Annotated in this window: 25 protein-coding genes and 1 tRNA gene; 5 read left to right on the forward strand and 21 right to left on the reverse strand. The window is 45.5% G+C overall.

The genetic code is table 11. The features are described 5' to 3' along the window. Window positions 1-8: 8 nt before the first annotated feature. From nuoF to rpsO, 12 genes are all read right to left on the reverse strand, one after another. Complete coding sequence (gene nuoF / locus ICE89_RS02320) at window positions 9-1,307, reverse strand: NADH-quinone oxidoreductase subunit NuoF (RefSeq protein ID WP_216264684.1); 1,299 nt, start codon at window positions 1,305-1,307, stop codon at window positions 9-11. Further along, a complete protein-coding gene (gene nuoE, locus ICE89_RS02325; RefSeq protein ID WP_216264686.1) occupies window positions 1,304-1,810 on the reverse strand; it encodes an NADH-quinone oxidoreductase subunit NuoE in 507 nt (168 codons plus the stop codon). The genes nuoF and nuoE overlap by 4 nt, the downstream gene beginning before the upstream one ends. A gap of 23 nt (window positions 1,811-1,833) precedes the next feature. After that, window positions 1,834-3,087 (reverse strand): NADH-quinone oxidoreductase subunit D, encoded by a 1,254-nt coding sequence (locus ICE89_RS02330; protein WP_216153393.1) that lies wholly within the window; start codon window positions 3,085-3,087, stop codon window positions 1,834-1,836. 3 nt (window positions 3,088-3,090) lie between these two features. Further along, complete coding sequence (locus ICE89_RS02335; RefSeq protein WP_215356890.1) at window positions 3,091-3,690, reverse strand: NADH-quinone oxidoreductase subunit C; 600 nt, start codon at window positions 3,688-3,690, stop codon at window positions 3,091-3,093. A gap of 3 nt (window positions 3,691-3,693) precedes the next feature. Continuing rightward, window positions 3,694-4,176, reverse strand: a complete 483-nt coding sequence (locus tag ICE89_RS02340; RefSeq protein WP_011902891.1) for an NADH-quinone oxidoreductase subunit B family protein — start codon at window positions 4,174-4,176, stop codon at window positions 3,694-3,696. 5 nt (window positions 4,177-4,181) lie between these two features. Next, the gene (locus ICE89_RS02345; RefSeq protein WP_012357790.1) at window positions 4,182-4,541 is read right to left on the reverse strand and encodes an NADH-quinone oxidoreductase subunit A; all 360 of its coding nucleotides are present in this window, start codon (window positions 4,539-4,541) and stop codon (window positions 4,182-4,184) included. A gap of 109 nt (window positions 4,542-4,650) precedes the next feature. After that, a tRNA-Leu gene (locus tag ICE89_RS02350) sits at window positions 4,651-4,735 on the reverse strand. Between the two features lie 86 nt (window positions 4,736-4,821). Beyond that, window positions 4,822-5,166 carry a preprotein translocase subunit SecG gene (secG, locus tag ICE89_RS02355; RefSeq protein ID WP_215319874.1) on the reverse strand — a complete coding sequence of 115 codons (345 nt, stop codon included), beginning with the start codon at window positions 5,164-5,166 and terminating at the stop codon, window positions 4,822-4,824. A gap of 22 nt (window positions 5,167-5,188) precedes the next feature. Continuing rightward, entirely contained in the window at window positions 5,189-5,947 is a 759-nt protein-coding gene (gene tpiA, locus ICE89_RS02360) for a triose-phosphate isomerase (RefSeq protein WP_216264688.1), read from the reverse strand. Window positions 5,948-5,964: 17 nt separating this feature from the next. Beyond that, on the reverse strand, window positions 5,965-6,963 hold the full coding sequence (locus tag ICE89_RS02365; RefSeq protein ID WP_216263842.1) for an NAD(P)H-quinone oxidoreductase: 999 nt from the start codon (window positions 6,961-6,963) through the stop codon (window positions 5,965-5,967). 22 nt (window positions 6,964-6,985) lie between these two features. Further along, window positions 6,986-9,154, reverse strand: coding sequence for a polyribonucleotide nucleotidyltransferase (gene pnp, locus ICE89_RS02370; RefSeq protein ID WP_216264690.1), 2,169 nt, complete (start codon window positions 9,152-9,154; stop codon window positions 6,986-6,988). A 268-nt stretch (window positions 9,155-9,422) separates the two neighbouring features. Further along, complete coding sequence (gene rpsO / locus ICE89_RS02375; protein ID WP_068323724.1) at window positions 9,423-9,692, reverse strand: 30S ribosomal protein S15; 270 nt, start codon at window positions 9,690-9,692, stop codon at window positions 9,423-9,425. A gap of 216 nt (window positions 9,693-9,908) precedes the next feature. Here rpsO and ICE89_RS02380 point away from each other — a divergent pair, with 216 nt between their 5' ends. Further along, the gene (locus ICE89_RS02380) at window positions 9,909-10,505 is read left to right on the forward strand and encodes a YSC84-related protein (protein ID WP_216264692.1); all 597 of its coding nucleotides are present in this window, start codon (window positions 9,909-9,911) and stop codon (window positions 10,503-10,505) included. A 24-nt stretch (window positions 10,506-10,529) separates the two neighbouring features. Here the strand turns inward: ICE89_RS02380 and ICE89_RS02385 are convergent, their stop codons facing one another. The 6 genes from ICE89_RS02385 to ICE89_RS02410 form a co-directional block, all read right to left on the reverse strand. Continuing rightward, entirely contained in the window at window positions 10,530-12,077 is a 1,548-nt protein-coding gene (locus ICE89_RS02385; protein ID WP_216264693.1) for a 2-isopropylmalate synthase, read from the reverse strand. Between the two features lie 230 nt (window positions 12,078-12,307). After that, window positions 12,308-13,171, reverse strand: a complete 864-nt coding sequence (gene pssA, locus ICE89_RS02390; RefSeq protein WP_216263837.1) for a CDP-diacylglycerol--serine O-phosphatidyltransferase — start codon at window positions 13,169-13,171, stop codon at window positions 12,308-12,310. 28 nt (window positions 13,172-13,199) lie between these two features. Further along, entirely contained in the window at window positions 13,200-13,847 is a 648-nt protein-coding gene (locus tag ICE89_RS02395) for a phosphatidylserine decarboxylase (protein ID WP_216264694.1), read from the reverse strand. Between the two features lie 53 nt (window positions 13,848-13,900). Continuing rightward, entirely contained in the window at window positions 13,901-14,917 is a 1,017-nt protein-coding gene (gene ilvC, locus ICE89_RS02400; protein ID WP_046329933.1) for a ketol-acid reductoisomerase, read from the reverse strand. A 51-nt stretch (window positions 14,918-14,968) separates the two neighbouring features. Further along, window positions 14,969-15,460, reverse strand: a complete 492-nt coding sequence (gene ilvN / locus ICE89_RS02405; protein ID WP_011902903.1) for an acetolactate synthase small subunit — start codon at window positions 15,458-15,460, stop codon at window positions 14,969-14,971. Continuing rightward, window positions 15,460-17,247: an acetolactate synthase 3 catalytic subunit gene (locus ICE89_RS02410; RefSeq protein ID WP_072582500.1), complete on the reverse strand. Its 1,788-nt coding sequence runs from the start codon at window positions 17,245-17,247 to the stop codon at window positions 15,460-15,462. Before ICE89_RS02410 ends, ilvN begins: the two co-directional genes overlap by 1 nt. A 193-nt stretch (window positions 17,248-17,440) precedes the next feature. Between ICE89_RS02410 and ICE89_RS02415 the strand changes: the two genes are divergently transcribed. From ICE89_RS02415 to ICE89_RS02430, 4 genes are read left to right on the forward strand one after another with little or no spacing between them, the layout of a single operon-like run. Then, window positions 17,441-18,010 (forward strand): RNA polymerase sigma factor, encoded by a 570-nt coding sequence (locus ICE89_RS02415; protein ID WP_216264695.1) that lies wholly within the window; start codon window positions 17,441-17,443, stop codon window positions 18,008-18,010. Next, a complete protein-coding gene (locus ICE89_RS02420) occupies window positions 18,007-18,465 on the forward strand; it encodes a DUF3619 family protein (RefSeq protein ID WP_216264696.1) in 459 nt (152 codons plus the stop codon). Before ICE89_RS02415 ends, ICE89_RS02420 begins: the two co-directional genes overlap by 4 nt. A gap of 14 nt (window positions 18,466-18,479) precedes the next feature. Beyond that, window positions 18,480-19,094: a DUF3106 domain-containing protein gene (locus ICE89_RS02425; protein ID WP_216264697.1), complete on the forward strand. Its 615-nt coding sequence runs from the start codon at window positions 18,480-18,482 to the stop codon at window positions 19,092-19,094. An 8-nt stretch (window positions 19,095-19,102) separates the two neighbouring features. Beyond that, window positions 19,103-19,639, forward strand: a complete 537-nt coding sequence (locus ICE89_RS02430; protein ID WP_216264698.1) for an RDD family protein — start codon at window positions 19,103-19,105, stop codon at window positions 19,637-19,639. Window positions 19,640-19,662: 23 nt separating this feature from the next. Here ICE89_RS02430 and ICE89_RS02435 read toward each other — a convergent pair whose 3' ends face one another. Genes ICE89_RS02435 through ICE89_RS02445 form a run of 3 tightly spaced genes read right to left on the reverse strand, consistent with a single transcriptional unit; the run spans window position 19,663 to window position 23,945 of the window. Then, on the reverse strand, window positions 19,663-22,149 hold the full coding sequence (locus tag ICE89_RS02435; RefSeq protein ID WP_216264699.1) for an ABC transporter permease: 2,487 nt from the start codon (window positions 22,147-22,149) through the stop codon (window positions 19,663-19,665). Then, entirely contained in the window at window positions 22,146-22,931 is a 786-nt protein-coding gene (locus ICE89_RS02440) for an SDR family oxidoreductase (RefSeq protein ID WP_216264700.1), read from the reverse strand. Before ICE89_RS02440 ends, ICE89_RS02435 begins: the two co-directional genes overlap by 4 nt. Window positions 22,932-22,958: 27 nt before the next feature. After that, window positions 22,959-23,945 (reverse strand): tripartite tricarboxylate transporter substrate binding protein BugE, encoded by a 987-nt coding sequence (locus ICE89_RS02445; RefSeq protein WP_216264701.1) that lies wholly within the window; start codon window positions 23,943-23,945, stop codon window positions 22,959-22,961. Window position 23,946: the final 1 nt, after the last annotated feature.

Genomic DNA, 23,946 nt, shown 5'->3' on the forward strand with positions numbered 1-23,946 from the left:
CTAAATCTTTATAAAGGTTGTGCAGAATCTAAGCAGCGCTTATGTTCTACGTGATACGCAAATTCATCCATGTAATGTTTCAACATGCCACGTACCGGCATTGCTGCTGCATCACCTAAAGCGCAAATCGTACGACCTTGAATATTGGCAGCTACGTCATTGAGCAAATCCAAATCCTCTGGACGCCCCTCACCATGTTCAATGCGATGAACAATGCGCCATAACCAACCAGTACCTTCGCGACATGGTGTGCATTGACCACATGATTCTTCGTGATAGAAATAGGACAAACGCTCCAAGGCACGAACCATACAACGTGTTTCATTCATCACAATCACGGCACCAGATCCCAACATAGATCCAGCTTTTGCAATACTGTCGTAATCCATAGTCAGATCCATCATCTGCGCACCAGGAATTACTGGTGCAGAAGATCCGCCGGGAATCACAGCCTTCAAAGCCTTGCCATCACGCATACCGCCAGCAAGCTTTAAGAGCTCTGAAAATGGGGTTCCCAAAGGAATTTCATAGTTGCCTGGATGAACTACGTCACCCGATACCGAGAATATTTTGGTTCCACCATTATTGGGTTTTCCAAGCTCCAAATAGGCTGGACCGCCAATGGCCAAAATAAATGGCACAGCAGCAAATGTCTCAGTGTTATTGATTGTGGTTGGCTTGCCATATAGGCCAAAACTTGCCGGGAATGGTGGCTTAAAGCGTGGCTGCCCTTTCTTACCTTCTAAAGATTCAAGCAGGGCCGTTTCTTCACCACAAATATAAGCACCCCAACCTGGGGATGCGTGTAACTGGAAGGAAAAATCGCTTCCTAAAATTTTGTCACCCAGATATCCTGCTGCTCGCGCTTCTTCAAGCGCCTCTTCGATGCGAGAATACACATCCCAGATTTCACCGTGGATGTAGTTGTAACCAACAGTAATCCCCATTGTGTAGGCACCTATGATCATGCCTTCGATCAAAGCGTGTGGGTTATAGCGCATGATGTCACGGTCTTTAAAAGTACCGGGTTCACCTTCATCGCTATTACAAACTAAATATTTTTGCCCCGGAAATTGACGGGGCATAAAGCTCCACTTCAAACCTGTTGGAAAGCCTGCGCCTCCACGACCACGTAATGAAGAAGCTTTTAATTCAGCAATGATGGCATCAGGAGCTACTTTGTCATTAATTAAACGACGTAGTTGTTGATAGCCCCCACGACTTTCGTAATCCTTTAAACGCCAGTTATCTCCATTTAATCCAGCGAGGATTAAAGGCTTGATATGGCGATCGTGCAAGCTGGTCATGCTGCTTTCCCTTCTGCACGTAATTCAGTTAACAAAGCATCAATCTTCTCTTTGCTCATAAAGCTGCACATGCGCTTGTCATTCACCAACATGACAGGTGAATCACCACAGGCACCCATGCACTCACCCTCTTTCAAGGTAAAAGTACCGCATGGAGTAGTTTCGTTGTAGCCAATACCTAAAGTCTCTTTGAGGTATGTTGCTGCAGTTTCACCATGGGTTAATTGGCATGGCAAATTAGTGCAAATTACCAATTTGTATTTACCAATTTTCTTTGTGTTGTACATGTTGTAGAAAGTTGCGACTTCATCAACAGCAATGCTTGGCATTTCTAAAATCTGGGCAACCGTTTCAATCACTTCAGGAGAAACCCAGCCCACCTCAGTTTGAGCGGCAATCAAACAAGCCATCACAGCGGATTGCTTATACTCAGCAGGATACTTAGCGATATTGCGATGAATATCAGCTAGTGTTTTATCGGATAGTTGCAGAGTCGTAGTCATTAAATATTCCTTGGCACGCCTTATTAGCGGTCAATCTCCCCGAACACAATATCTTGGGTACCAATAATCGTTACCGCATCAGCTAACATGTGGCCACGTGACATCTCGTCCATTGCCGACAAGTGCACAAATCCTGGCGCACGAATCTTCATACGATAGGGTTTATTCGCACCATCAGAAATTAAGTAAATACCAAATTCACCTTTAGGATGCTCAACGGCTGAGTAAGCCTCGCCATCTGGAACGTGAATGCCTTCAGTAAATAATTTGAAATGGTGAATCAACTCTTCCATATTGGTTTTCATATCCACGCGCTTTGGTGGGGAAACCTTATGGTTGTCGCTCATCACAGGACCTGGATTAGCCTTTAACCAAGCTACGCACTGTTTGATGATGCGATTAGATTGACGCATTTCTTCCATGCGCACTAAATAACGATCATAAGAATCGCCATTCACACCCACAGGAATATCAAAATCTAAACGGTCATAGACTTCATATGGTTGCTTCTTACGTAAATCCCATTCGATACCTGAACCACGTAGCATCGGACCGGTGAATCCGAGCTGCAATGCACGCTCTGGAGTCACAATACCGATATTCACCAATCGTTGCTTCCAAATACGGTTATCAGTTAAGAGGTTGCAGTACTCATCCACATTAGCATCAAAGCCATTGGTAAATTGCTCAATGAAGTCCAATAATGTGCCGCTACGGTTTTCATTCAAACGCTTAATGGCAGATGTACTGCGAATCTTGTTCTTGGTGTACTGAGCCATTTGATCAGGCAGGTCACGATAAACGCCACCTGGACGATAGTAAGCGGCATGCATACGTGCACCAGATACCGCCTCATACATATCAAAGATATCTTCGCGATCACGGAAAGCGTACAAGAAGACAGCCATTGCACCAACGTCCAGACCATGACAACCAATCCAAAGCAAGTGATTGAGCAAACGAGTGAGCTCGTCATACATCACGCGGATATATTGAGCACGCAACGGAACATCAACTTGCAGTAATTTTTCAATGGCCATGACATAGGCATGCTCATTGGACATCATGGAAACGTAATCTAAACGATCCATGTAAGGAACGTTTTGAATCCAAGTACGTGTTTCAGCTAATTTTTCTGTCGCGCGATGCAATAAACCGATATGCGGGTCAGCGCGTTGAATCACTTCACCATCGAGTTCAAGCACTAGACGTAATACGCCATGCGCTGCAGGATGCTGAGGACCAAAATTGAGGGTGTAGTTCTTAATTTGTGCCATGACTTAAACCGGACCTCCGTACTGCTCTTCACGAACAATGCGTGGAGTAATTTCGCGAGCCTCAATCGTGACCGGTTGATAGACAACGCGCTTCAACTCTGGGTCATAGCGCATTTCCACATTACCGCTGATTGGGAAATCTTTTCTAAATGGATGACCAATAAAGCCATAGTCAGTCAGAATGCGACGCAAGTCTTCGTGACCGTCAAATAGAATGCCGTAGAGATCGAAAGCTTCACGCTCAAACCAATTGGCTGCAGCCCAAACTGGTGTAATTGAGGCTACTAATGGGTAACTATCATCGGGCGCAAAAACACGAACACGTAAACGCCAGTTGTGTTGCAAAGAAAGTAGATGACTTACAACGCCAAAGCGCAGACCGCTCCATGCTCCATCACGAAAATCTTGATAGTCAACACCACACAGATCAATCAATTGCTCAAAAGCAAGTGAAGGATCATCACGTAACAACATGGCAGATTCAAAATAAGTGTCCGCATTAACAACTACAGTCACCTCACCTAATGCAATCTCAATGGATTTAGCGCGCTTACCTAAAACTTTTTCTAAGTTGGCTGCTAATTGAATTAAACGATCTGACATAACTTAAGCCTTCCGCGCAATCGTGCTCGTGCGAGCAATCTTGGACTGTAGCTGAATAATTCCGTAGATCAGCGCCTCTGCAGTTGGAGGGCATCCTGGAACATAAATATCGACTGGCACAATGCGGTCGCAACCGCGTACTACTGAATAAGAGTTATGGTAATAACCACCGCCATTGGCGCAGGAACCCATAGAGATTACCCAACGCGGTTCTGGCATTTGGTCATAAACCTTGCGGAGTGCTGGAGCCATCTTGTTGCACAAAGTGCCGGCAACAATCATCAAATCGGATTGACGTGGAGATGGGCGGAATACAACTCCAAATCGATCCAAGTCATAACGGGAGGCACCCGCATGCATCATCTCTACAGCACAACAAGCCAGACCGAAGGTCATAGGCCATAGGGAGCCATTACGCGTCCAGTTAATTAACTGATCCGCAGTGGTGGTGACAAAACCTTCTTTAAGTACGCCTTCTAATGCCATATCTATCACTCCCAGTCGAGAGCGCCCTTTTTCCAGATATATACAAATCCCACAATGAATTCCAATAAGAAAATCACCATAGAGGCGTAGCCAAGCCATCCAATGTCACGTAGAGCTACACCCCATGGGAATAGGAATGCAGTTTCTAAGTCAAAAAGGATGAAGAGAATGGCGATTAAGTAGTAACGCACGTCAAACTTCATACGCGCATCTTCGAAAGCTTCAAAACCGCACTCATAGGGAGAGAGCTTTTCAGCGTCAGGCTTCGAAGGAGCCAAGATTTTTCCGAGGAACATGGGGACCAATCCCACCCCAATACCTACGAGGATAAAAAGCAGAACAGGAAAGTAATTAGCGAGATTCAAAATAGCCCTGATTCGTTTGTCTGGTAATACTTAAAAACAACAAATTATTACTTATTCCACTACATAAGATATTGATTTAGAGCAAAAAATGCTCATCAATACCCTTTTTTGGTGCCGACGGCGAGACTCGAACTCGCACAGCCTAAGCCACTACCCCCTCAAGATAGCGTGTCTACCAATTTCACCACGTCGGCATCTTGCAAAACTCATCAATTCTACTGCATTGCACAAGTGCACTAACCCAAATTCTGGGCTAGAAAATCTGTAAAAGCCTACTGTTTTACTTAGGAACTGCTGGTTTACTTGGGTCCTGTGTTGGGGCTACTGGAGCGGCTGGCGTTGCTGCCGGTGCTACAGTTCCCGAGAGGACCCCAGGACTTACTTCCTTCTTATTGCCAATCCAAGTAATTCCTAAAGTACAAAGGAAGAAAACTGCTGCAAAAACAGCCGTTGTGTGAGACAAGAAATTAGCGGATCCGCTAGCACCAAAGAGGCTGCCAGAAGAGCCTGAGCCAAAGGCTGCACCCATATCGGCACCCTTACCTTGCTGTAATAGCACCAATAGAATGACAGCCAAAGCTGAAATTACCTGCAATACGATCAATAAAGTCTTAAACCATTCCACAGCTTATCTCCAAATAAAAAATCTATGCCTGACAAATGGCTAGAAAGTCTTGGGGGTTCAAGGATGCTCCCCCAACCAATCCACCATCTATATCTGGCATGGCAAATAATTCAACAGCATTGTCAGGCTTGACACTGCCGCCGTACAAAATTCCAACGTGAGATGCAACATCTTCATTAAATTCAGCCAATTGCAGACGAATAGCACGATGCATATCTTGTGCAACTTGGGCGCTGGCAACTTTACCCGTACCGATCGCCCATACTGGCTCATAAGCAATTAGGCAGTCAGCAAGACGATCTTGTAAAACACCCGCCTGCTTTGCAACTTGAGCACAAACAATCTCTTCCGCCCTGCCCGAATTTCTTTCATCAGCAGTCTCACCCACACAAATTACTGGAGTCATGCCATTGTCCAACACCTCGAGGGCTTTAGCAGCAATAGCCTCATCAACCTCTTGGTGCATTTGACGGCGCTCAGAGTGCCCAACGATGACATAAGTACAACCAAGTTCTTTGAGCATTGAGGCCGCAACCTCACCGGTATAAGCGCCTGAACTATGGGCTGATGCGTCTTGTGCACCTAGATTCAAAAAAGCCAATGAATACTCTTTAATCAACTGTGCACATTGGGATAAATACGGAAATGGCGGGCAAACCGCATATTTACGTCCTGATGGCATTCCACTCTCCATGCCACGAGCAACGGTCTTGATCCAATCTTGATTACTTGCAAGACTGCCATTCATTTTCCAATTGCCGATAACGATGAGTGGTCGCATAGGGGTAATGAATATTTCTAAACAGTTAAAACAATTTTGCCAACGTGCTCGGATGACTCCATCAATGCATGAGCATCTGCCGCTTGATCTAGCATAAACGTTTTATAAATGACTGGCTTTAGTTTGCCAGCATTGAGCAAAGGCCAAACATTCTCAAAAAGCTGTTTGGTAATTTGCTTCTTAAATGAAACTGGGCGTGGACGTAAGGTTGAGCCAGTAATCGTTAAGCGACGGCGCAGAATCTGATTGGTACTCACTTCTGCTTTTGATCCACCTTGAATGGCAATAATCACAATGCGACCATCATCAGCGAGACAGTCAATTTCTTTTTGTACATAAGCGCCAGTCACCATATCAAGAATGACGTTAACGCCTTTGCCATCAGTTGCCTTCTTCACTTCTTCTACAAAATCTTGTGTCTTGTAATTGATGGCGAGATCAGCACCTAATGCTACACATGCGGCACATTTTTCATCCGTACCAGCAGTTACAAATACTTTATGGCCTAAGGCTTTGGCGATCAGGATTGCAGTCACGCCGATACCACTGGAGCCACCTTGAACCAATAAAGTTTCGCCTTCGGCCAATTGACCCCGCATGAAGACGTTGCTCCATACGGTATAAAACGTTTCAGGCAAGGCTGCAGCTTCTTGGTCAGAAAACCCCTTAGGGTAAGGTAAGCACTGGGCTACAGGCGCAGTACACAAATCAGCGTAACCACCACCTTGAACGAGTGCACAAACCTTATCACCCAGCTTTAAGCCAAATACATTGTCAGGATGAGATAAATCACCGCCGACGATTTCACCGGCAACTTCAAGACCGGGAATATCAGATGCGCCAGCTGGAACCGGGTAATGCCCCTTACGTTGCAAAACGTCAGGTCGATTAATTCCAGCAGCAAGAACTTTGATCAAAATTTCGCCGGTCCCAGCAGCAGGAGCTGCTGGATCGGGTCGAGTAGTTGGCACCAGCATTTCTGGGGTGCCAAATTCTTTAATTTCAATAACGCGCATAAATACTCCCGCTGATTATTACTTAAGCAGTTTCGTCGGATGCAGGAGCTGCCTCAACAGCAACTTCAGCAGCGCCAGCTAAAGGAGCGATCGTGCCACCTTCATCAGCCATCGCAGCTTTCAATGACAAACGTAAACGACCACGCTCATCAGCGGCAAGCAGTTTCACGCGAACCACTTGGCCTTCTGCCAAATAATCTTTAACTTCTTTTACACGCTCATTAGAAATCTCAGAGATGTGCAAGAGACCATCTTTACCAGGAAGAATATTGACCAAAGCGCCGAATTCGAGCAACTTCACAACTGGGCCTTCGTAGATCTTGCCTACTTCAGCTTCAGCGGTGATACCTTCGATACGCGCTTTAGCTTCAGCCATACCTTCAGCGGAAGTAGAAGCAATGGTTACAGTACCGTCATCTTTGATGTCGATGCTGCAGCCAGTTTCTTTAGTCAAGGCTTGAATTGTTGCGCCGCCTTTGCCGATTACTTCACGAATCTTGTCTGGATGAATCTTGAAAGAAACCATACGTGGAGCATGGGCTGACAATTCTGTACGAACTGAACCCATTGCTTCTTGCATTTTGCTCAAGATGTGCAAGCGACCTTCTTTAGCTTGCGCCAAAGCAACTTGCATAATTTCTTTAGTAATACCTTGAACCTTAATATCCATCTGGAGTGCGGTAATACCGTTAGCAGTGCCGGCTACTTTGAAGTCCATATCACCCAAGTGATCTTCGTCACCCAAGATATCGGTCAACACAGCAAAGCGGTTGCCATCGAGGATCAAGCCCATTGCTACACCAGCAACGTGTGCTTTAACTGGAACACCAGCATCCATCATTGCTAAACAGCCACCGCAAACAGAAGCCATTGAAGACGAACCATTGGACTCAGTGATTTCTGAAACAACCCGAATGCTGTATGCAAAATCTTCTGGGCTTGGTAATACTGGAATCAAAGCGCGCTTAGCCAAACGACCGTGACCAATTTCGCGGCGCTTAGGGCTACCTACGCGGCCAGTTTCACCTGTAGCAAACGGAGGCATGTTGTAGTGGAACATGAAACGATCGCGGTATTCACCTTCGAGCGCATCAATAATTTGCTCGTCACGTGCAGTACCTAAAGTAGCAACAACAAGAGCCTGTGTTTCACCACGGGTAAACAATGCAGAACCGTGTGTACGTGGCAATACGCCATTACGAATTTCAATCGGACGAACAGTGCGTGTATCACGACCATCAATACGTGGCTCACCGTTCAAAATCTGGCTACGAACAATCTTCGCTTCGATTTCAAACAAGATGTCGTTAACAGCTACCGCATCAACATCGCCTTCTTCTTGCAACTTCGCCACTACTTCTTTAGTAATTTCTTTGAGCTTGTCTGAACGAGCGCCTTTTTGACGAATCTGATAAGCCTCGCGCAATGGCGCCTCGGCTAAAGCAGTAACCTTGGCGATAAATGGCTCATCTTTAGGAGCAGCTGTCCAATCCCACTCTGGCTTGCCAGCCTCAGAAACCAATTCATTAATTGCATTGATTGCTGTTTGCATTTGGTCGTGACCATATACAACTGCACCCAACATGACTTCTTCAGAAAGCTGGTTAGCTTCAGACTCAACCATCAATACAGCGGCTTGTGTACCAGCAACGATCAAGTCGAGCTCGCTAGTAGCTTGCTCAGTACGAGTTGGGTTCAAGAGGTATTGACCATTAGCGTAACCAACACGTGCAGCGCCAACTGGACCAGCAAATGGGATGCCTGAAATAGCCAATGCTGCAGAAGCAGCGATCAAAGCAGGAATATCAGAAGGAACATCAGGGTTGATAGACAACACGTGAACCACTACTTGAACTTCGTTCAAGAAGCCTTCTGGGAAAAGTGGGCGCAATGGACGATCGATCAAGCGGGAGATCAATGTCTCACCCTCTGATGGACGACCTTCACGACGGAAGAAGCCGCCGGGAATCTTACCTGCTGCGTATGTTTTTTCTAGATAGTCAACAGTCAACGGGAAAAATGACTGGCCAGGCTTTGCAGACTTAGAGGCAACTACTGTGCCCATAACTACTGTGTCATCGACGTTAACAATAACGGCACCACCGGACTGACGAGCAATCTCGCCTGTTTCCATAGTTACTTGATGATTGCCCCATTGAAAACTTTTTACTGCTTTTTTAAACATTGTCATTCTGATCTTCTCCAAATTGTTCACGCAAAACTCACATGAGAGTTGCGCTTGTCGTGGGATAAAGCAGTGTCACGACAACACTGGAGCGATTTAAGATCACAAGGGATGCCATTCCAGGGAGGCTCTGAATCAACTATCAGAAGCTCATTGGAATGACACAATCCCATACACAAATAATCTTGAAGCGCCCAAAAAACATGCCATCTGCTTAAGACTGGATCCGCAAAGAAACAATCCTAAGATAGATGGCATTGCATACCGATAAGAATTACTTACGGAGACCTAATTTCTCAATCAATGCGCGATAGCGATCCAAATCTTTGCCTTTGAGGTAATCCAAGAGGCGACGGCGACGTGAAACCATCTTCAACAAACCACGACGGCTGTGATGATCTTTAGCGTTAGCCTTGAAATGGGGGGTTAATTCATTGATGCGGGCTGTGAGCAATGAAACTTGAACTTCAGGGCTACCCGTATCGTTTGCGCTGCGCGCGTTTTCTTTGACGATTTCCGCCGTTTTGATATCAGCAACTGCCATTTTTAATACTCCTTACTTGCGAACACTTGAGCTTTCACCCAATCCGTGTCGTGCGATTAACAAAATAAAACAAAAAAGCTTTATAAATCAAAGCCATCGAATTGTAGCAGACTGCGCCCCAAAAGAGCGAGTAAGACACTAGATATTGGTATGCTATTGATATAAATAACACAGCAATTTATTAAATTATCTATATTAATCAATAACTTACAAATAATGAATCCAATTTTCCGCTCATTAGCAACCCTCTTTACCCTCTGTTTCTGCCTAAACAGTGCTGTTTTGGCGCAATTTTCAAACCCATTTGGAACAGATAAAACAGTGGCCCAGCAACGCCAAGAAATCCTCAAAAAGAATGATGACATTTTGAGACACCTATATAAAGTACAACCCAAATCCAAAGAGCTCGTAGATAAATCCGTAGGTTATGCGACCTTTAGCAACTTTGGCATGAAAATTCTGATTGCGGGAGGTGGAACTGGTAGCGGCGTTGTGATTAACAAAGCAAACAAGAAGCCCGTCTACATGAATATGGCTGAAGTTCAGGCTGGCTTGGGTTTTGGCATCAAATCCTTTCAGAATATTTTTGTATTTGAAACCGAAGCGGCGATGAACGACTTTATTAACTCAGGCTGGACTTTTGGTGGCCAGGTAACCGCTGCTGCGAAATACGAAAAAGATGGTGGTGCATACCAGGATGCCACTGTGGTTGCTCCAGGAGTTTTAATGTACCAATTGACAGACTCTGGCCTTGCCGCTGAAATCACCGGCAAAGGCACCAAGTACTATAAGAACACTGACTTAAATCAGTAAATCTCTTTACAGATGACTCAACGATTAAGGAGTCATCTGTGCATTGAGCTTAGCCTGGCTCGGATCATGCAATTTATTCAAAGCAGATAAATAAGCCTTTGCAGAAGCGGCAATGATGTCTGGATCGGTACCTACACCATTCACAATGCGACCCCCTTTTGCCAAGCGCACAGTAACCTCACCCTGGGACTGCGTACCCGAAGTAATGGCATTGACTGAATAGAGCAACTGCTCTGCCCCACTCTTTGCAATTTCTTCAATTGCATTCAAACTCGCATCTACTGGACCATTACCTTCTGCTTCAGAGCTAATCTCTTTATCCCCCATGCGAAATGTCACACGAGATTTAGGTCGCTCACCAGTCTCAGAATGCTGACTTAAGGAAATAAATCTATAGTGCTCACCCTCTTCTGCAGCAGCAGAATCAGACATAATGGCAATGATATCTTCATCAAATATCTCAGACTTTTGGTCAGCCAATGCTTTAAATCTGGCGAAGGCTTCATTCAAATCAGCCTCAGCTTCAACAGCTATTCCCAATTCTTGCAAGCGCTGCTTAAAGGCATTTCGGCCAGATAACTTACCCAAAACAATCTTATTAGCAGACCAACCCACATCTTCTGCGCGCATGATTTCATAGGTGTCGCGGTTCTTCAAAATACCGTCTTGATGAATGCCTGAAGTATGTGCAAAGGCATTGGCACCAACAACCGCCTTGTTAGGCTGGACCACAAAGCCGGTGATTTGAGATACCAATTTAGATGCTGGAACAATTTGCGTTGCATCAATTCCGCACACCATATCAAAGTAGTCCTTACGAGTGCGCAAAGCCATCACAATTTCCTCTAAAGCAGTATTACCTGCACGCTCGCCTAAGCCGTTAATCGTGCACTCAATTTGACGTGCTCCACCAATCTTTACACCCGCCAAGGAATTGGCAACCGCCATTCCCAAGTCGTTATGACAATGCACTGACCAAACGGCCTTATCAGAGTTAGGTACGCGGGTTCGCAAGGTTTTAATGAATTCACCATACAACTCAGGGGTTGCATAACCGACAGTGTCTGGAATGTTGATAGTAGATGCACCTTCGTTAATAACCGCCTCAACCACTCTGCACAAGAAATCCATTTCTGAGCGGTAACCATCTTCAGCAGAAAACTCAATGTCTGACGCTAAGTTACGCGCAAAACGAATGGAGCGTTTAGCTTGCTCCAAAACTTCTTCTGGAGACATGCGTAATTTCACGGCCATATGCAATGGACTTGTTGCCAAAAACGCATGAATTCGTTTTGCGTTTGCTGCTTGTAATGCATCAGCAGCTCGTGTGATGTCTTTGTCGTTAGCCCTAGCCAACGAACAAACAATAGAGTCCTTTACGGCAACTGCAACCGCAGATATTGCCTGGAAGTCACCCTCCGAGCTAGCAGCGAAGCCTGCCTCGATCACATCTACTTTAAGACGCTCTAACTGACGCGCAATGCGTACTTTTTCGTCTTTAGTCATGGATGCACCCGGTGATTGCTCACCATCACGCAAGGTGGTATCAAATATGATTACTTTGTCGCTCATCACTACTCTCCGGTTTTAAATACCTCTGAACTTCTTCAGATAACTCAATCTCATAAAACAAAAACCCCAGCAATTAGCTGGGGCTGGTATGTGGTGGTTAATGAATCTGCTTTATCTCATTAACTCAGGCCTTACCCGCCCCAAGCTTTAGGCTTAGCGCTAGCAGAAGGAGGCCGGTTAAAGGTGAGAAATTCATCAACATGGAAATAATATACCCCAAAAATAGGGAATTAGCTAAAACGTTTACCGCTGAGACGCTCCCAAGCCCAAATTACATAGCCAGAGATGGAGTACACCACGAATAAACCAAACAGCGTTAAAGGCGGATTTGAGGAAATCAAAACAAAGGTCAAGATCATTAAAACCATCACGCCAAATGGCACGCGGTAACGAATATCCAAGGCCTTACCACTATAAAAACGGGCATTTGAAACCATGGTAAGTCCTGCATAAACAGCTATAAAGAAGGTAATCCAAGGAATTGCAGTATCTCGAACTGGAATCTTATTGTCATCAGCCAACCAAATAAAGCCAGCCATTAGTGCACCTGCAGCGGGACTTGGCAGGCCTTGAAAAAACTTCTTATCCACTACGCCAGTATTCACATTAAATCGCGCTAAACGCAAGGCAGCGCCAGCACAATATGTGAATGCCGCTAACCACCCCCACTTACCTAAATCTTTTAAAGCCCACTCATAAGCGACCAATGCAGGCGCAACCCCAAAGGAGACCATGTCAGCGAGAGAATCATACTGCTCACCAAAAGCGCTTTGAGTGTTGGTCATACGGGCCACACGGCCATCCATGCCATCCAATACCATTGAAGCAAAGATAGCGATTGCCGCAATCTCAAACTGGTGGTTCATTGCGTTCACAATGGCATAGAAGCCGCAAAACAAAGCTGCGGTTGTAAAGGCATTTGGAAGAAGGTAGATACCCTTGCTGCGTAAGCGGGGCTTTTGAGGATGTAACTCCTCTACTTCGTAATCAATACCATCACCTAAGTCTTCAGCCCATTGATCTTCTGAAGAAGTAACACGTCTTTGAGAGAGACGGCTTCGGTCAATACGACCACGACGGCGAAATGTAGTCAATGAATATCCCAGTGAATAATATTTCGAATCAATCCAAACCAGGCAAACGAGCCAAGGCTGTATTTGTAGCAAATACTTTATCACCAACGCTGACTAATGGTTCAGCAGTTAGGGGTAAATACACATCAACACGTGATCCAAAACGAATAAATCCATAGCGCTCACCTGCCTTGAGGCGATCGCCAACATGAATGTAGCAAAGAATACGGCGCGCAATTAAACCAGCAACCTGGACCAAAGTGACTACTTGGCCATTAGCATCGATAACAACGGCATTTCGCTCGTTCTCGGTAGATGCCTTATCCAAATCTGCATTCACAAATTTACCTGGGAAGTATTGAATCTCCTTAACCAAGCCATTTACCGCGCTACGATTAGAGTGCACGTTGAATACGTTCATGAATACGCTGATTTTGAGCGCTTCACGGCCAGCATACGGATCATTGGTTTTTTCAACGACAACAATCCGGCCATCCGCTGGAGATAAAACAAGGTCGCGACCTAAAGCAGGAATACGCTGCGGGTCCCGAAAGAACTGCAGAACAAAGAAAAAAATGATCCAAAGAGGCCATGACCAAGCTATGCCACCTAAATAGTGAACCAGCAAAGTCACTGCCCCCACTAACGCTAAGTACGGCCAACCTTCTTTCGCAATAATGGGGTGTGGATACATCATCTTTGTTCTGAGCCTTTTATTGAACTGCTATTAGTAGATGCTTAGCTTTTAGCTTAGTTCTTAGTCTGGTCAACTAACTTGTTCTTAGCAATCCAAGGCATCATAGCGCGCAATTTAGCACCAACAACTTCGATGTCATGTTCAGCATTCAAACGACGACGAGAAATCAAAGTAGGCGCACCCGCTTTGTTTTCCAAGATAAAGCTCTTAGCGTACTCACCAGTCTGAATATCTTTCAAGCACTGACGCATTGCATTCTTAGTGTCTTCAGTCACAACACGTGGGCCAGTAACATACTCACCGTACTCAGCGTTGTTAGAGATGGAATAGTTCATATTGGCAATACCACCTTCATAGATCAAGTCAACAATCAACTTGAGCTCATGCAAGCACTCGAAGTAAGCCATTTCAGGAGCATAACCAGCTTCAACCAAAGTCTCAAAACCAGCTTTGATCAATTCAACCGCACCGCCACAAAGAACAGCCTGCTCACCGAACAAGTCAGTTTCAGTTTCTTCACGGAAATTCGTTTCGATAATGCCGGCACGGCCGCCGCCGTTAGCTGTTGCATATGACAAAGCAACATCACGAGCTGAACCAGATTTATCTTGATAAACAGCGATTAAATGAGGGACGCCACCACCTTGAGCGTATGTGCCACGAACAGTGTGTCCAGGTGCCTTAGGAGCAATCATGATCACGTCTAAGTCAGCGCGTGGCTGAACTTGACCGTAGTGAACGTTAAAGCCATGAGCAAAAGCTAATGCAGCGCCCTGTTTGATGTTACCGTGAACTTCCTTGCTATAAACATCAGCAATTTGTTCATCAGGCAAGAGCATCATTACTACGTCTGCATCTTTAACCGCTTCACCAACTTCTTTTACTGTCAAACCAGCATTTGCTGCTTTGCTCCAGGAAGCGCCATCTTTACGCAAACCAACAGTAACGTTACAGCCTGAATCCTTCAGATTCAATGCGTGTGCGTGACCTTGTGAACCATAACCAATGATGGTGACTTTCTTGCCCTTGATGAGGGACAAATCAGCGTCTTTATCGTAAAAAACTTTCATGCTCTTTCCTTGTATTGAAAATGTAATTAATGCAGTAATCAGTTAAAAAAATTAAACCTTGAGGATGCGTTCGCCGCGACCAATTCCCGAACCACCTGAACGGACGGTTTCGAGAATCGAAGCACGATCAATCGAATCAATAAAGGCATCCAACTTGGCACCATCACCAGTTAACTCAATGGTGTAACTCTTGTCAGTCACATCAATGATGCGACCGCGGAAGATATCGGTAGTACGTTTGAGCTCTTCGCGCTCTTTACCAACAGCACGCACTTTAATCATCATGAGCTCACGCTCAATATGTGGACCTTCGCTTAAGTCAAATACCTTCACCACTTCAACCAAACGGTTTAAGTGCTTAGTAATTTGCTCAATGACGTCATCAGAACCAAATGTGACGATAGTCATGCGAGATAAAGATGGATCCTCAGTAGGTGCAACGCTTAAAGTGTCAATGTTGTAACCACGTGCAGAAAATAAACCTACTACACGCGATAAGGCGCCCGGCTCGTTCTCAATGAGTACAGAAATAATATGTCGCATTAAAGATCCTCACTACCCAAAAGCATTTCAGTAATACCCTTACCTGCTTGAACCATAGGCCAAACGTTTTCTTCTGGGTCTGTTTGGAAATCCATAAATACCGTACGATCTTTTAGGCGAATTGCTTCTTTGAGCGCACCCTCAACATCAGACTTCTTCTCAATACGCATACCAACGTGACCATAGGCTTCTGCCAACTTCACAAAGTCAGGCAAAGAATCCATGTATGAGCTGGAATAACGTTTGTTATAGGTAAGCTCTTGCCACTGGCGAACCATACCTAGATAACGGTTATTCAAAGACACAATCTTCACAGGAGTGTTGTATTGCTTGCAAGTGGATAGCTCTTGAATACACATCTGGATTGAGCCTTCGCCTGTAATGGCAAATACATCCTTATCAGGAAAAGCTTTCTTAATGCCCATGGCATAAGGCAAACCTACGCCCATGGTACCCAAGCCACCTGAGTTAATCCAACGACGCGGTTGATCAAACTTGTAGAACTGAGCAGCCCACATTTGATGTTGGCCTACGTCAGATGTGATGAATGCATCACCACCAGTGAGCTCCCACAACTTTTGAACCACATACTGTGGCTTGACAATTTGAGAGGCTTCGTCGTACTTCAAGCAATCTTTTTTACGCCACTCATTAATTTGATCCCACCAAGCGGCAACTTTGTCGCCATTCTTACGTGGACCAGCAGCTTTTAATTGGGCAGTCATCTCCACCAATACTTCTTTGAGATTGCCAACGATTGGAACATCCACCTTTACACGCTTCGAGATAACAGAAGGATCAATATCAATGTGAATGATCTTACGTGGATGACTTGCAAAGTGCTGCGTATTACCAATCACGCGGTCATCAAAGCGTGCGCCAATGGCAATCAACACATCACTGTGTTGCATCGCCATATTGGCTTCATAAGTACCGTGCATGCCGAGCATACCCAGGAACTGAGGACTCGTGCCAGGGAATCCGCCCAAGCCCATCAAGGTATTGGTAACTGGATAACCGAGTAAGTCAGCAAATTCTTTTAGCTCTGGAGCAGCATCAGAAAGGATTACGCCACCACCGGTATAGATGTATGGACGCTCCGCCTCTTGCAGTAAGGCTACAGCTTTACGAATCTGACCGCTATGCCCCTTAACAACAGGGTTGTAAGAGCGCATTTCCAAGGTCTCTGGATAAACAAATGGCCCTTTGGCTGCAGATACGTCCTTAGGAATATCAATTAATACAGGACCAGGGCGACCTGTCTGTGCAATATGGAAAGCCTTCTTCAAAACCAAAGGAAGATCTTTAACATCTTTCACGAGGAAGTTGTGCTTCACTACTGGGCGAGTAATACCAACGGTATCAGCCTCTTGGAAAGCGTCTTCACCAATAGCGTATGTTGGTACGTTACCGCTGATGATCACCATTGGGATGGAGTCGGTATAGGCAGTTGCGATACCGGTCACCGCATTGGTAACACCAGGGCCAGAGGTAACTAATGCTACACCAACCTTACCGGTTGCGCGCGCATAACCATCGGCAGCATGAACTGCTGCTTGTTCATGGCGCACCAAAATGTGTTCAAACTTATCTTGTTTAAAAATTTCATCGTAGATGAAGAGAACGGATCCGCCTGGGTAACCCCAGACAAATTCAACACCTTCTTTGTGCAATGCATGCACGAGCATTTCAGCACCAATCATTTCTGGAGGCGCTTCTACGAGATTTGTATTTGTTGTGTCTTTGTTAGCTTTAGTAGCTAAAAATTCGGCGCTGCTTGTATTCATTTTCTTTCGTCCTTTGCAATTTTCGGCAAAAAATTGTTTGGTCTGTTCTATCCCTTGCTTTTGGCCTGAGTTCGAACGGCGCTGCTACCGGAAAAAACCACTTCTTGAATGAGATTCTAGGTAGTAAGCCCTATATTCTATAGCAATCCCCTAAAATGACTCAATTCTTACAGATTCAGGTCTAATCCATTGCATGGCATCAGCCCAAGAACTATCCGACTTTCTCAGTAGTGTTGAGCAGCGCTCTTTTAAGCAAGCGGTTTATGCCGTGCGTGACGACGATGCTGCGATGGATATCGTGCAAGATGCCATGATCAAATTAGCCGAGAAATACGGCGATCGACCATCTGGAGAACTTCCCCTGGTATTCACCAGAATTCTGCAAAATCGCATTCATGATTGGTTTAGAAGGCAAAAGGTTAGAAATACCTGGGTCACCTTGTTTTCCAATATGGGCAAAAAGACCGATGAAAGCGATGATTTTGACCCTTTGGAGTCCCTTTCAGCCCCTGATGACAGTGAAATTCACCAAGATGGGGCTCAAAAGCTTGAAAGAAGTCAGCTTTTACAGGCCCTTGAGTCAGAAATATCTAAATTGCCTGTACGTCAACGAGAAGCCTTCCTGATGCGTTATTGGGATGAGCTAAGCATTACTGAGACGGCCAAAGCAATGAGTTGTAGTGAAGGAAGCGTCAAAACGCACTGTTCTAGAGCCACCCAGACATTAGCTAAAGCATTGAAATTAAAAGGAATTACGCTGTGAAACACTTTGATGACCAATTTACCCAGACCCAAGTCGACCAATTTGGCCAGGCAAGCGCTGCCCTGCTTCGTCAAGGTACTCAGAGCATTCCCAAGCATCTGAAAGATCGCCTATATGCAGCACGTATGAAGGCCCTTTCAGTTAGAAAACCTGAAAAAGTACGCATTCAGAAGCAAGTATTTGCTGGTTCATCGCGTAATTGGACCTCTGGATTTAATAGCCTCTGGGATAGTGTTGGTTGGATTGCTCCGCTAGTAGTCCTCGTCTTTGGCCTGATTGGCATTGCCCAATGGCAAGATGATTCTCGTATTAATGACATCGCCGAAGTGGATGCCGCTCTTTTGTCTGATGATGTGCCTCCTGATGCATATGCAGACATTGGATTTATGGCCTTCCTCAAAAACGGCCCTCTCTCCGAATCTGATAGCCAATCCGACTTAGTACGCAGCAAATAATCTTGACTCGTTTGATGTCTATGAGAACTAGAACAGGTCAAGTTTGTGGCACTGCCCTATTGGCATTTTTCTGCGCTGCCCAGGCAAGTCCAGCACTAGCACAAGGTGCGCCTAGCGCTCAACATGGAAAGGCTACGGCCATTCCCGAGAAGAAACCAGATGGTACTTGGGATGGTTTAAAGCCAGCACAACAGAAAATTCTTGCACCGCTAGAAAGCGACTGGGATTACATGCTGCCTGATAGTCGCAAAAAATGGATTCAGGTAGCTAACATCTACCCTAAGATGAGCGCACAAGATCAAGAGCGACTTCAGTCTCGCATGACAAGCTGGTCAAATCTTTCGCAGAAGGATCGTCGCATTGCCCGCGAAAACTACCTCACCAGCCTAAAATTTCCTGCAGAGAAAAAAGCGGAGGCATGGTATGCCTACCAAAAGCTGAGTGATGAGCAAAAGAAGAAGTTGGCTGAATCTGAACTCAAGAAAAAGCCCACTGCTGCTAATGCCCCAACACTACAGCAACATCCTATTTCACCTAAGGCCGCTCTCCCCGCCGCCGTCATTGCTCCGAGCGCACCCGCGCCAGCAGAAGGTGCTGGATCCAATGCAGAAGCCGGCTCTCCTTATTAAGCGGTCGCATGACACCTGCTGAATTAGATGCATTACCCTCACCTCAATTTTGGCGACGAGCGTCTTGCTGTCTCTATGAACAGCTCGTATTGCTTGGTGTCATTGCCTTTACTTTTCTAGTCCCTAATCTTAGCTTAGGGATGTTATTTGGTATCTCATTACCCAGCTGGCTGACATTTTTATATCTCTACGCTGTGCTGGGGATTTATTTTGTTTGGTACTGGACTAAATCTGGTCAAACCCTCGCCATGCAAACATGGCGGGTTCGCCTTGTTGGACGCGGCGGTTTCAATCTCACTAAACGACAAGCCTTTTGGCGTTATGTCTATGGTTCGCTCTGGCTTATTCCTTGCGTGATACTGCAATGGGTATTTCATTTGGAGAAATGGCAAATTATTGAAATGTTATTCACTGTAGCTTTGTTAATTTGGCCACTCAGCATCTATTTAGATCGCCAAAGTTTTCTTTATAGACAAAGCGTTCCAGACCGTTTGGCTGGCACACGATTGGTTGAGCTCCCAAAAAACCTCGTTACCTTGAATTAAGAACTGCGTCTTGATTTTCTAACTCAGGCTTCTCGTAGACATTCCACTGCAGTCGCCTTCTGAATTCTTCTCTGAAAGCGGTATCCGGAAGCAAGGCAAGCGCTAGTTCCAAATGCGACACCCATGAATAAGGCCTCTCCAAAGGCATTAAATGGAATCTCCATCACGAAATAGCCTAAAGCCCAAGCTGCGGCACCAGAGGCTAGGCCCGCCAGGAGCCCTGCTATCAAGCCAATCATGACTAATTCAATATTCGCAATCTTAGATAAGGTATTTCGAGAAGCCCCTAAAGCTTTTAATAAGGCCGCATTTTTATAACGCTCATCTTGAGTAGCAGCGATCGCTGACATTAAAACCAAGAACGCCGCTGCAATCGTAAATGCCAATAGCAAACCCAATACTGAGGAAAGCTTATTCAATACTTCCTGTATTTGCTGCAGCGAAGCTGAAACATCCACAATAGTTAAATTAGGATAGGCCTGGCTTAGATCAAAATCCAAAGATTCTTGTTTAGGTGATTGGTAATAAGAGGTAATCCAAGATTGTGGTAATGATTGCAACTGAGCAGGCGGCATGATCACGAAAAAGTTCACGCGCATCGATCCCCAGTCAAGCTTTCGCAAGGAAGTAATTGGGGCAGCAATTTTTTCTCCGGCAACCTCAAAGGTTATCTGATCGCCCAATTTCAGTTTCAAGGTTTTGGCGATGCCAGTTTCCATAGAGATTTGCGGCGCATCGCCCACAATCCACTTACCCGCTAGGATTTGATTACCTGATGGCAATTGATCTGTATACGATAAATTGAACTCTCGATCGATTAAACGCTTTGCATTTTCTTCTGCGTAGTCGTTAGGCGTGATGTCTTTGCCATTCACTTCAATCAAGCGGCCGCGCACCATTGGATAAAACTGCGGAGTTGAAACGCCTGCATTCTGAAGAGACTCTGCAAGCCCCCGCTTTTGATCGCCTTGAACATTAATCATGAAGCGGTTGGGCGCATCACTCGGTATATTGCCTTGCCAGGCGCTTAAGAAATCAGCTCGCAAGAGCAGCACCAATAAGAGCGCCATCAATGCGATACCGAGCGCTGTAATTTGCACCACTGCAAGACCTGTTCTTCGACCTTGAGCAAGAATGACAAACCCCAGAGAAAAACCTTGAGTGCGTATCCTGCAAAGCAGCTTCAATATGCCCCAAGATACAGAGGCAAAAATCAGGATAGCAAGCCCAAAACTAAGACTTGTCCATAACGCTAGTTTCCAATCGCGTGCCGCAAGCATGATCAATATCACTGCCGCAGATAATCCACATACAGCAGTCCAGATAGTGGAGATACCGAGGCCATCAAATTCTTTTCTAATCAATCTGATTGGAGATACCTTTACCAAACTAAACATTGCCGGGCCAGCGAAACCAGCTAATAAGAACCAGGCCACCAGCACACTCCAAAGGACTGGCCAAAAAGAGACGGGGGGCAATTCTGTTAAGACTAAATTACCCAAGAGAAGAGTTAATACATATTGACCAAGGTAACCCAAAATAGAGCCCATCAATGCGGCAATGAAGCCAAGCGCTAAAAGAGTCTGCCCTTGTCGCCTGAGGATCATGGACGAACTGGCTCCAAGACATTTCAGAACGGCGCAGGTATTTGCCTGTTTGCGCGTGTAACGATGAGCCGATAAAGCAATAGCAACCGCAGCTACCATTGCAGTTAATAAAGCAATCAAGGAGAGAAAGCGATCTGCGCGCTCAAGTGTTTTGCGCATCAAGGGTTGTGCGTTCTCTAATGTTTCAATGCGAATACCCTTAATACCCTCGGATTCAATATATTGACTTGCCCATTCGCCGTAAAAATGAATTTGCTCATCAGAACCAGCCAATAACAAACGGTAGGTTACTCTGCTACCAAGACCAATCAGTCCAGTATCAGCAAGATCAGACATGGGCATCATTACTCGGGGTGCAAAGTTCATAAACCCTGCCCCACGATCGAGTTCGCGCTCCAGAACTCCACCAATCACAAAGACTTTTTGACCAATCTGAATGGAGTCACCTTCGTTTGCATGTAAGCTCGCCAACATAGCGGGGTCAACCCACACTGATCCTTCCTGAGGTCCAGTAGTCAATGTCTTGTCTTGAGACCTGGAGTGGACGCGCAAAGCACCACGCAGGGGATATTGAGGGCTTACCGCCTTAAGTGAAGCGAGTTTGCTGTGTGAGCCCACAGTTGCCATGCTCGGAAACACGATCGTCTGAGCTAGCTGTAAGCCTTTGTTCTTTGCCTCATCTAAAAAGACATTGGGTAAAGGTTGATCAGAAACGATCAGCAAGTCTGAAGCTAAAAGTTGGCGAGCATCGAATGCAAAAGCCCTTTGCATTCGATCCGCTAAAAAACTGACGCTAGATAGTGCTGTTACTGAAAGTGTTAAAGCAACGAATAGCCATGCTAACTCGCTTGAGCGCAAATCACGTCTCAAACTACCCAAGAAACGAAGTAATGATTTAATCAAATTGCCTGAATTTGTCCGCCATCAATACGCATGACGGTACCAGTAATAAATGAGGCATTTTGGCTAGCTAAAAATGCAGCGGCATCGCCATACTCCTTGGGATCGCCATATCTACCCATTGGAATTTGTCTTAAGCTAGCTTTTACAACATCTTCATAGCTGGTGCCTTCCCGCTTTGCGCGCGCTTCATCTAACTGACGCAGACGAGCGGTTGCAATTCTTCCAGGCATGATGACGTTAACAGTAATACCTTCGGCAGCCACTTCTGCAGCCAATGTTTTAGACCATGCCAGCAATGCAGCACGCAAGGTATTGGAAATGGCTAAATTTTTAATGGGGGCAATTGCGCCTGAAGTGGTGCTGGTAATAATGCGGCCCCATTTACGCTGGCGCATGCCGGGCAATATCCGATCAGTAATAGCAATGAGCGACAACACCATATCGTTAAAACTCTTTTGCCAGAGGGCTGGATCTTGACCAGCAGCCGGGGTTGGAGGCGGTCCACCAGTGTTATTAATCAGAATATCAATGGGGCCAAGCTCTTTCTCAACTTTAGATACCAAGCTATCAATCACGGAAGAATCTGCTAGATCCCAATTGAGTGCCAAAGCCTGTCCACCTGCAGCCTCTATCAACCTTACAGACTCACTTAAGCCTTCAGCATTTCTACCGGTAACAGCAACCTTTACGCCCTCTTTAGCCAATGACACAGCCATTGCCTGACCCAAGCCACGGCTAGATGCCATCACCAATGCAACCTTACCTTTTAATCCTAAGTCCATCTCATCTCCAAAAACTAATTTTTATATTTAATCTAACTGCAATTTCTGCTTGGCGACCACCTCTTTGTAGACGGAGTATTCGGCTTTAATTTCTTTTGCAAATGCTTCAGAACCATTCACATTAATAATCGAGCCAGTATCTTCAATGCGCTTCTTGACAGCAGGATCGGTCACTACTTTTTGTAAAGCAGCCGTATATTTATCCACGATATCTTTTGGCATTCCTGCAGGCCCCAATAGACCGTAATAAGCCATCCGATTAACTGGCGCTAGACCCACTTCAGCAAAAGTCGGTACATTGGGTAATTGAGCCAAGCGCTTAGGTGCAGCCACCACAATCGGTACTAGCTTACCGTCTTTAATGAATGGCAAAGACGATGGCAAGTTATCAAAGATCATTGAAACCTGACCGCCCACTGTGTCAGCCAATGCGGGACCAGCTCCACGATAAGGAATATGCACAATAAATACCCCAGTCAAACTTTTGAAAAGTTCGGTTTGAAGGTGACCAATACCACCAGTACCAGAGCTTGAATAAGAATATTTTCCAGGATTAGCTTTCAAAACCTGCATAAAAGTTTTGAAATCCTTTGCCGGAAATGATGGATTTACTGCAATGATGTTCGGTGTCGCAGCAATATTGCTGATGGCCATGAAGTCCGTAACAGGATCGTAGCCAATCTTTGGATTAATCGCTGGATTAGCTGCTGTGGTGGAAACGGTAGCCATACCAATGGTGTAACCATCTTTCGGCGAGCGCATGACTTCCAACGCGCCAATAGAACCAGCACCGCCCGCTTTATTCTCGACAATTACAGGTTGACCCAGCTGACGACCCAAGGCATCACCAACGGCTCGCGCAATGATGTCCGTACTGCCGCCTGGTGCAAATGGAACAACCAAGCGAATCGGTTTATTCGGGAATGTATCTGCGTGGACCGCAGTTAGGGAACTTGCGACAACAAGTAATGTTGCTCCAACGAATTTGACGATGCTTACTGAGTCGTATTTCATA

Origin of the sequence: Polynucleobacter sp. AP-Kaivos-20-H2 (assembly GCF_018882215.1) — a bacterium.
Taxonomy (GTDB): Bacteria; Pseudomonadota; Gammaproteobacteria; order Burkholderiales; family Burkholderiaceae; genus Polynucleobacter.

Coding starts and splice junctions, on each gene's coding strand:
- nuoF (WP_216264684.1), bottom strand. CDS start 1,307: ATGACCAGCTTGCACGATCGCCATATCAAGCCTTTAATCCTCGCTGGA.
- nuoE (WP_216264686.1), bottom strand. CDS start 1,810: ATGACTACGACTCTGCAACTATCCGATAAAACACTAGCTGATATTCAT.
- ICE89_RS02330 (WP_216153393.1), bottom strand. CDS start 3,087: ATGGCACAAATTAAGAACTACACCCTCAATTTTGGTCCTCAGCATCCT.
- ICE89_RS02335 (WP_215356890.1), bottom strand. CDS start 3,690: ATGTCAGATCGTTTAATTCAATTAGCAGCCAACTTAGAAAAAGTTTTA.
- ICE89_RS02340 (WP_011902891.1), bottom strand. CDS start 4,176: ATGGCATTAGAAGGCGTACTTAAAGAAGGTTTTGTCACCACCACTGCG.
- tpiA (WP_216264688.1), bottom strand. CDS start 5,947: ATGCGACCACTCATCGTTATCGGCAATTGGAAAATGAATGGCAGTCTT.
- ICE89_RS02365 (WP_216263842.1), bottom strand. CDS start 6,963: ATGCGCGTTATTGAAATTAAAGAATTTGGCACCCCAGAAATGCTGGTG.
- pnp (WP_216264690.1), bottom strand. CDS start 9,154: ATGACAATGTTTAAAAAAGCAGTAAAAAGTTTTCAATGGGGCAATCAT.
- rpsO (WP_068323724.1), bottom strand. CDS start 9,692: ATGGCAGTTGCTGATATCAAAACGGCGGAAATCGTCAAAGAAAACGCG.
- ICE89_RS02380 (WP_216264692.1), top strand. CDS start 9,909: ATGAATCCAATTTTCCGCTCATTAGCAACCCTCTTTACCCTCTGTTTC.
- ICE89_RS02385 (WP_216264693.1), bottom strand. CDS start 12,077: ATGAGCGACAAAGTAATCATATTTGATACCACCTTGCGTGATGGTGAG.
- ICE89_RS02395 (WP_216264694.1), bottom strand. CDS start 13,847: ATGATGTATCCACACCCCATTATTGCGAAAGAAGGTTGGCCGTACTTA.
- ilvC (WP_046329933.1), bottom strand. CDS start 14,917: ATGAAAGTTTTTTACGATAAAGACGCTGATTTGTCCCTCATCAAGGGC.
- ilvN (WP_011902903.1), bottom strand. CDS start 15,460: ATGCGACATATTATTTCTGTACTCATTGAGAACGAGCCGGGCGCCTTA.
- ICE89_RS02410 (WP_072582500.1), bottom strand. CDS start 17,247: ATGAATACAAGCAGCGCCGAATTTTTAGCTACTAAAGCTAACAAAGAC.
- ICE89_RS02415 (WP_216264695.1), top strand. CDS start 17,441: ATGGCATCAGCCCAAGAACTATCCGACTTTCTCAGTAGTGTTGAGCAG.
- ICE89_RS02425 (WP_216264697.1), top strand. CDS start 18,480: ATGTCTATGAGAACTAGAACAGGTCAAGTTTGTGGCACTGCCCTATTG.
- ICE89_RS02430 (WP_216264698.1), top strand. CDS start 19,103: ATGACACCTGCTGAATTAGATGCATTACCCTCACCTCAATTTTGGCGA.
- ICE89_RS02440 (WP_216264700.1), bottom strand. CDS start 22,931: ATGGACTTAGGATTAAAAGGTAAGGTTGCATTGGTGATGGCATCTAGC.
- ICE89_RS02445 (WP_216264701.1), bottom strand. CDS start 23,945: ATGAAATACGACTCAGTAAGCATCGTCAAATTCGTTGGAGCAACATTA.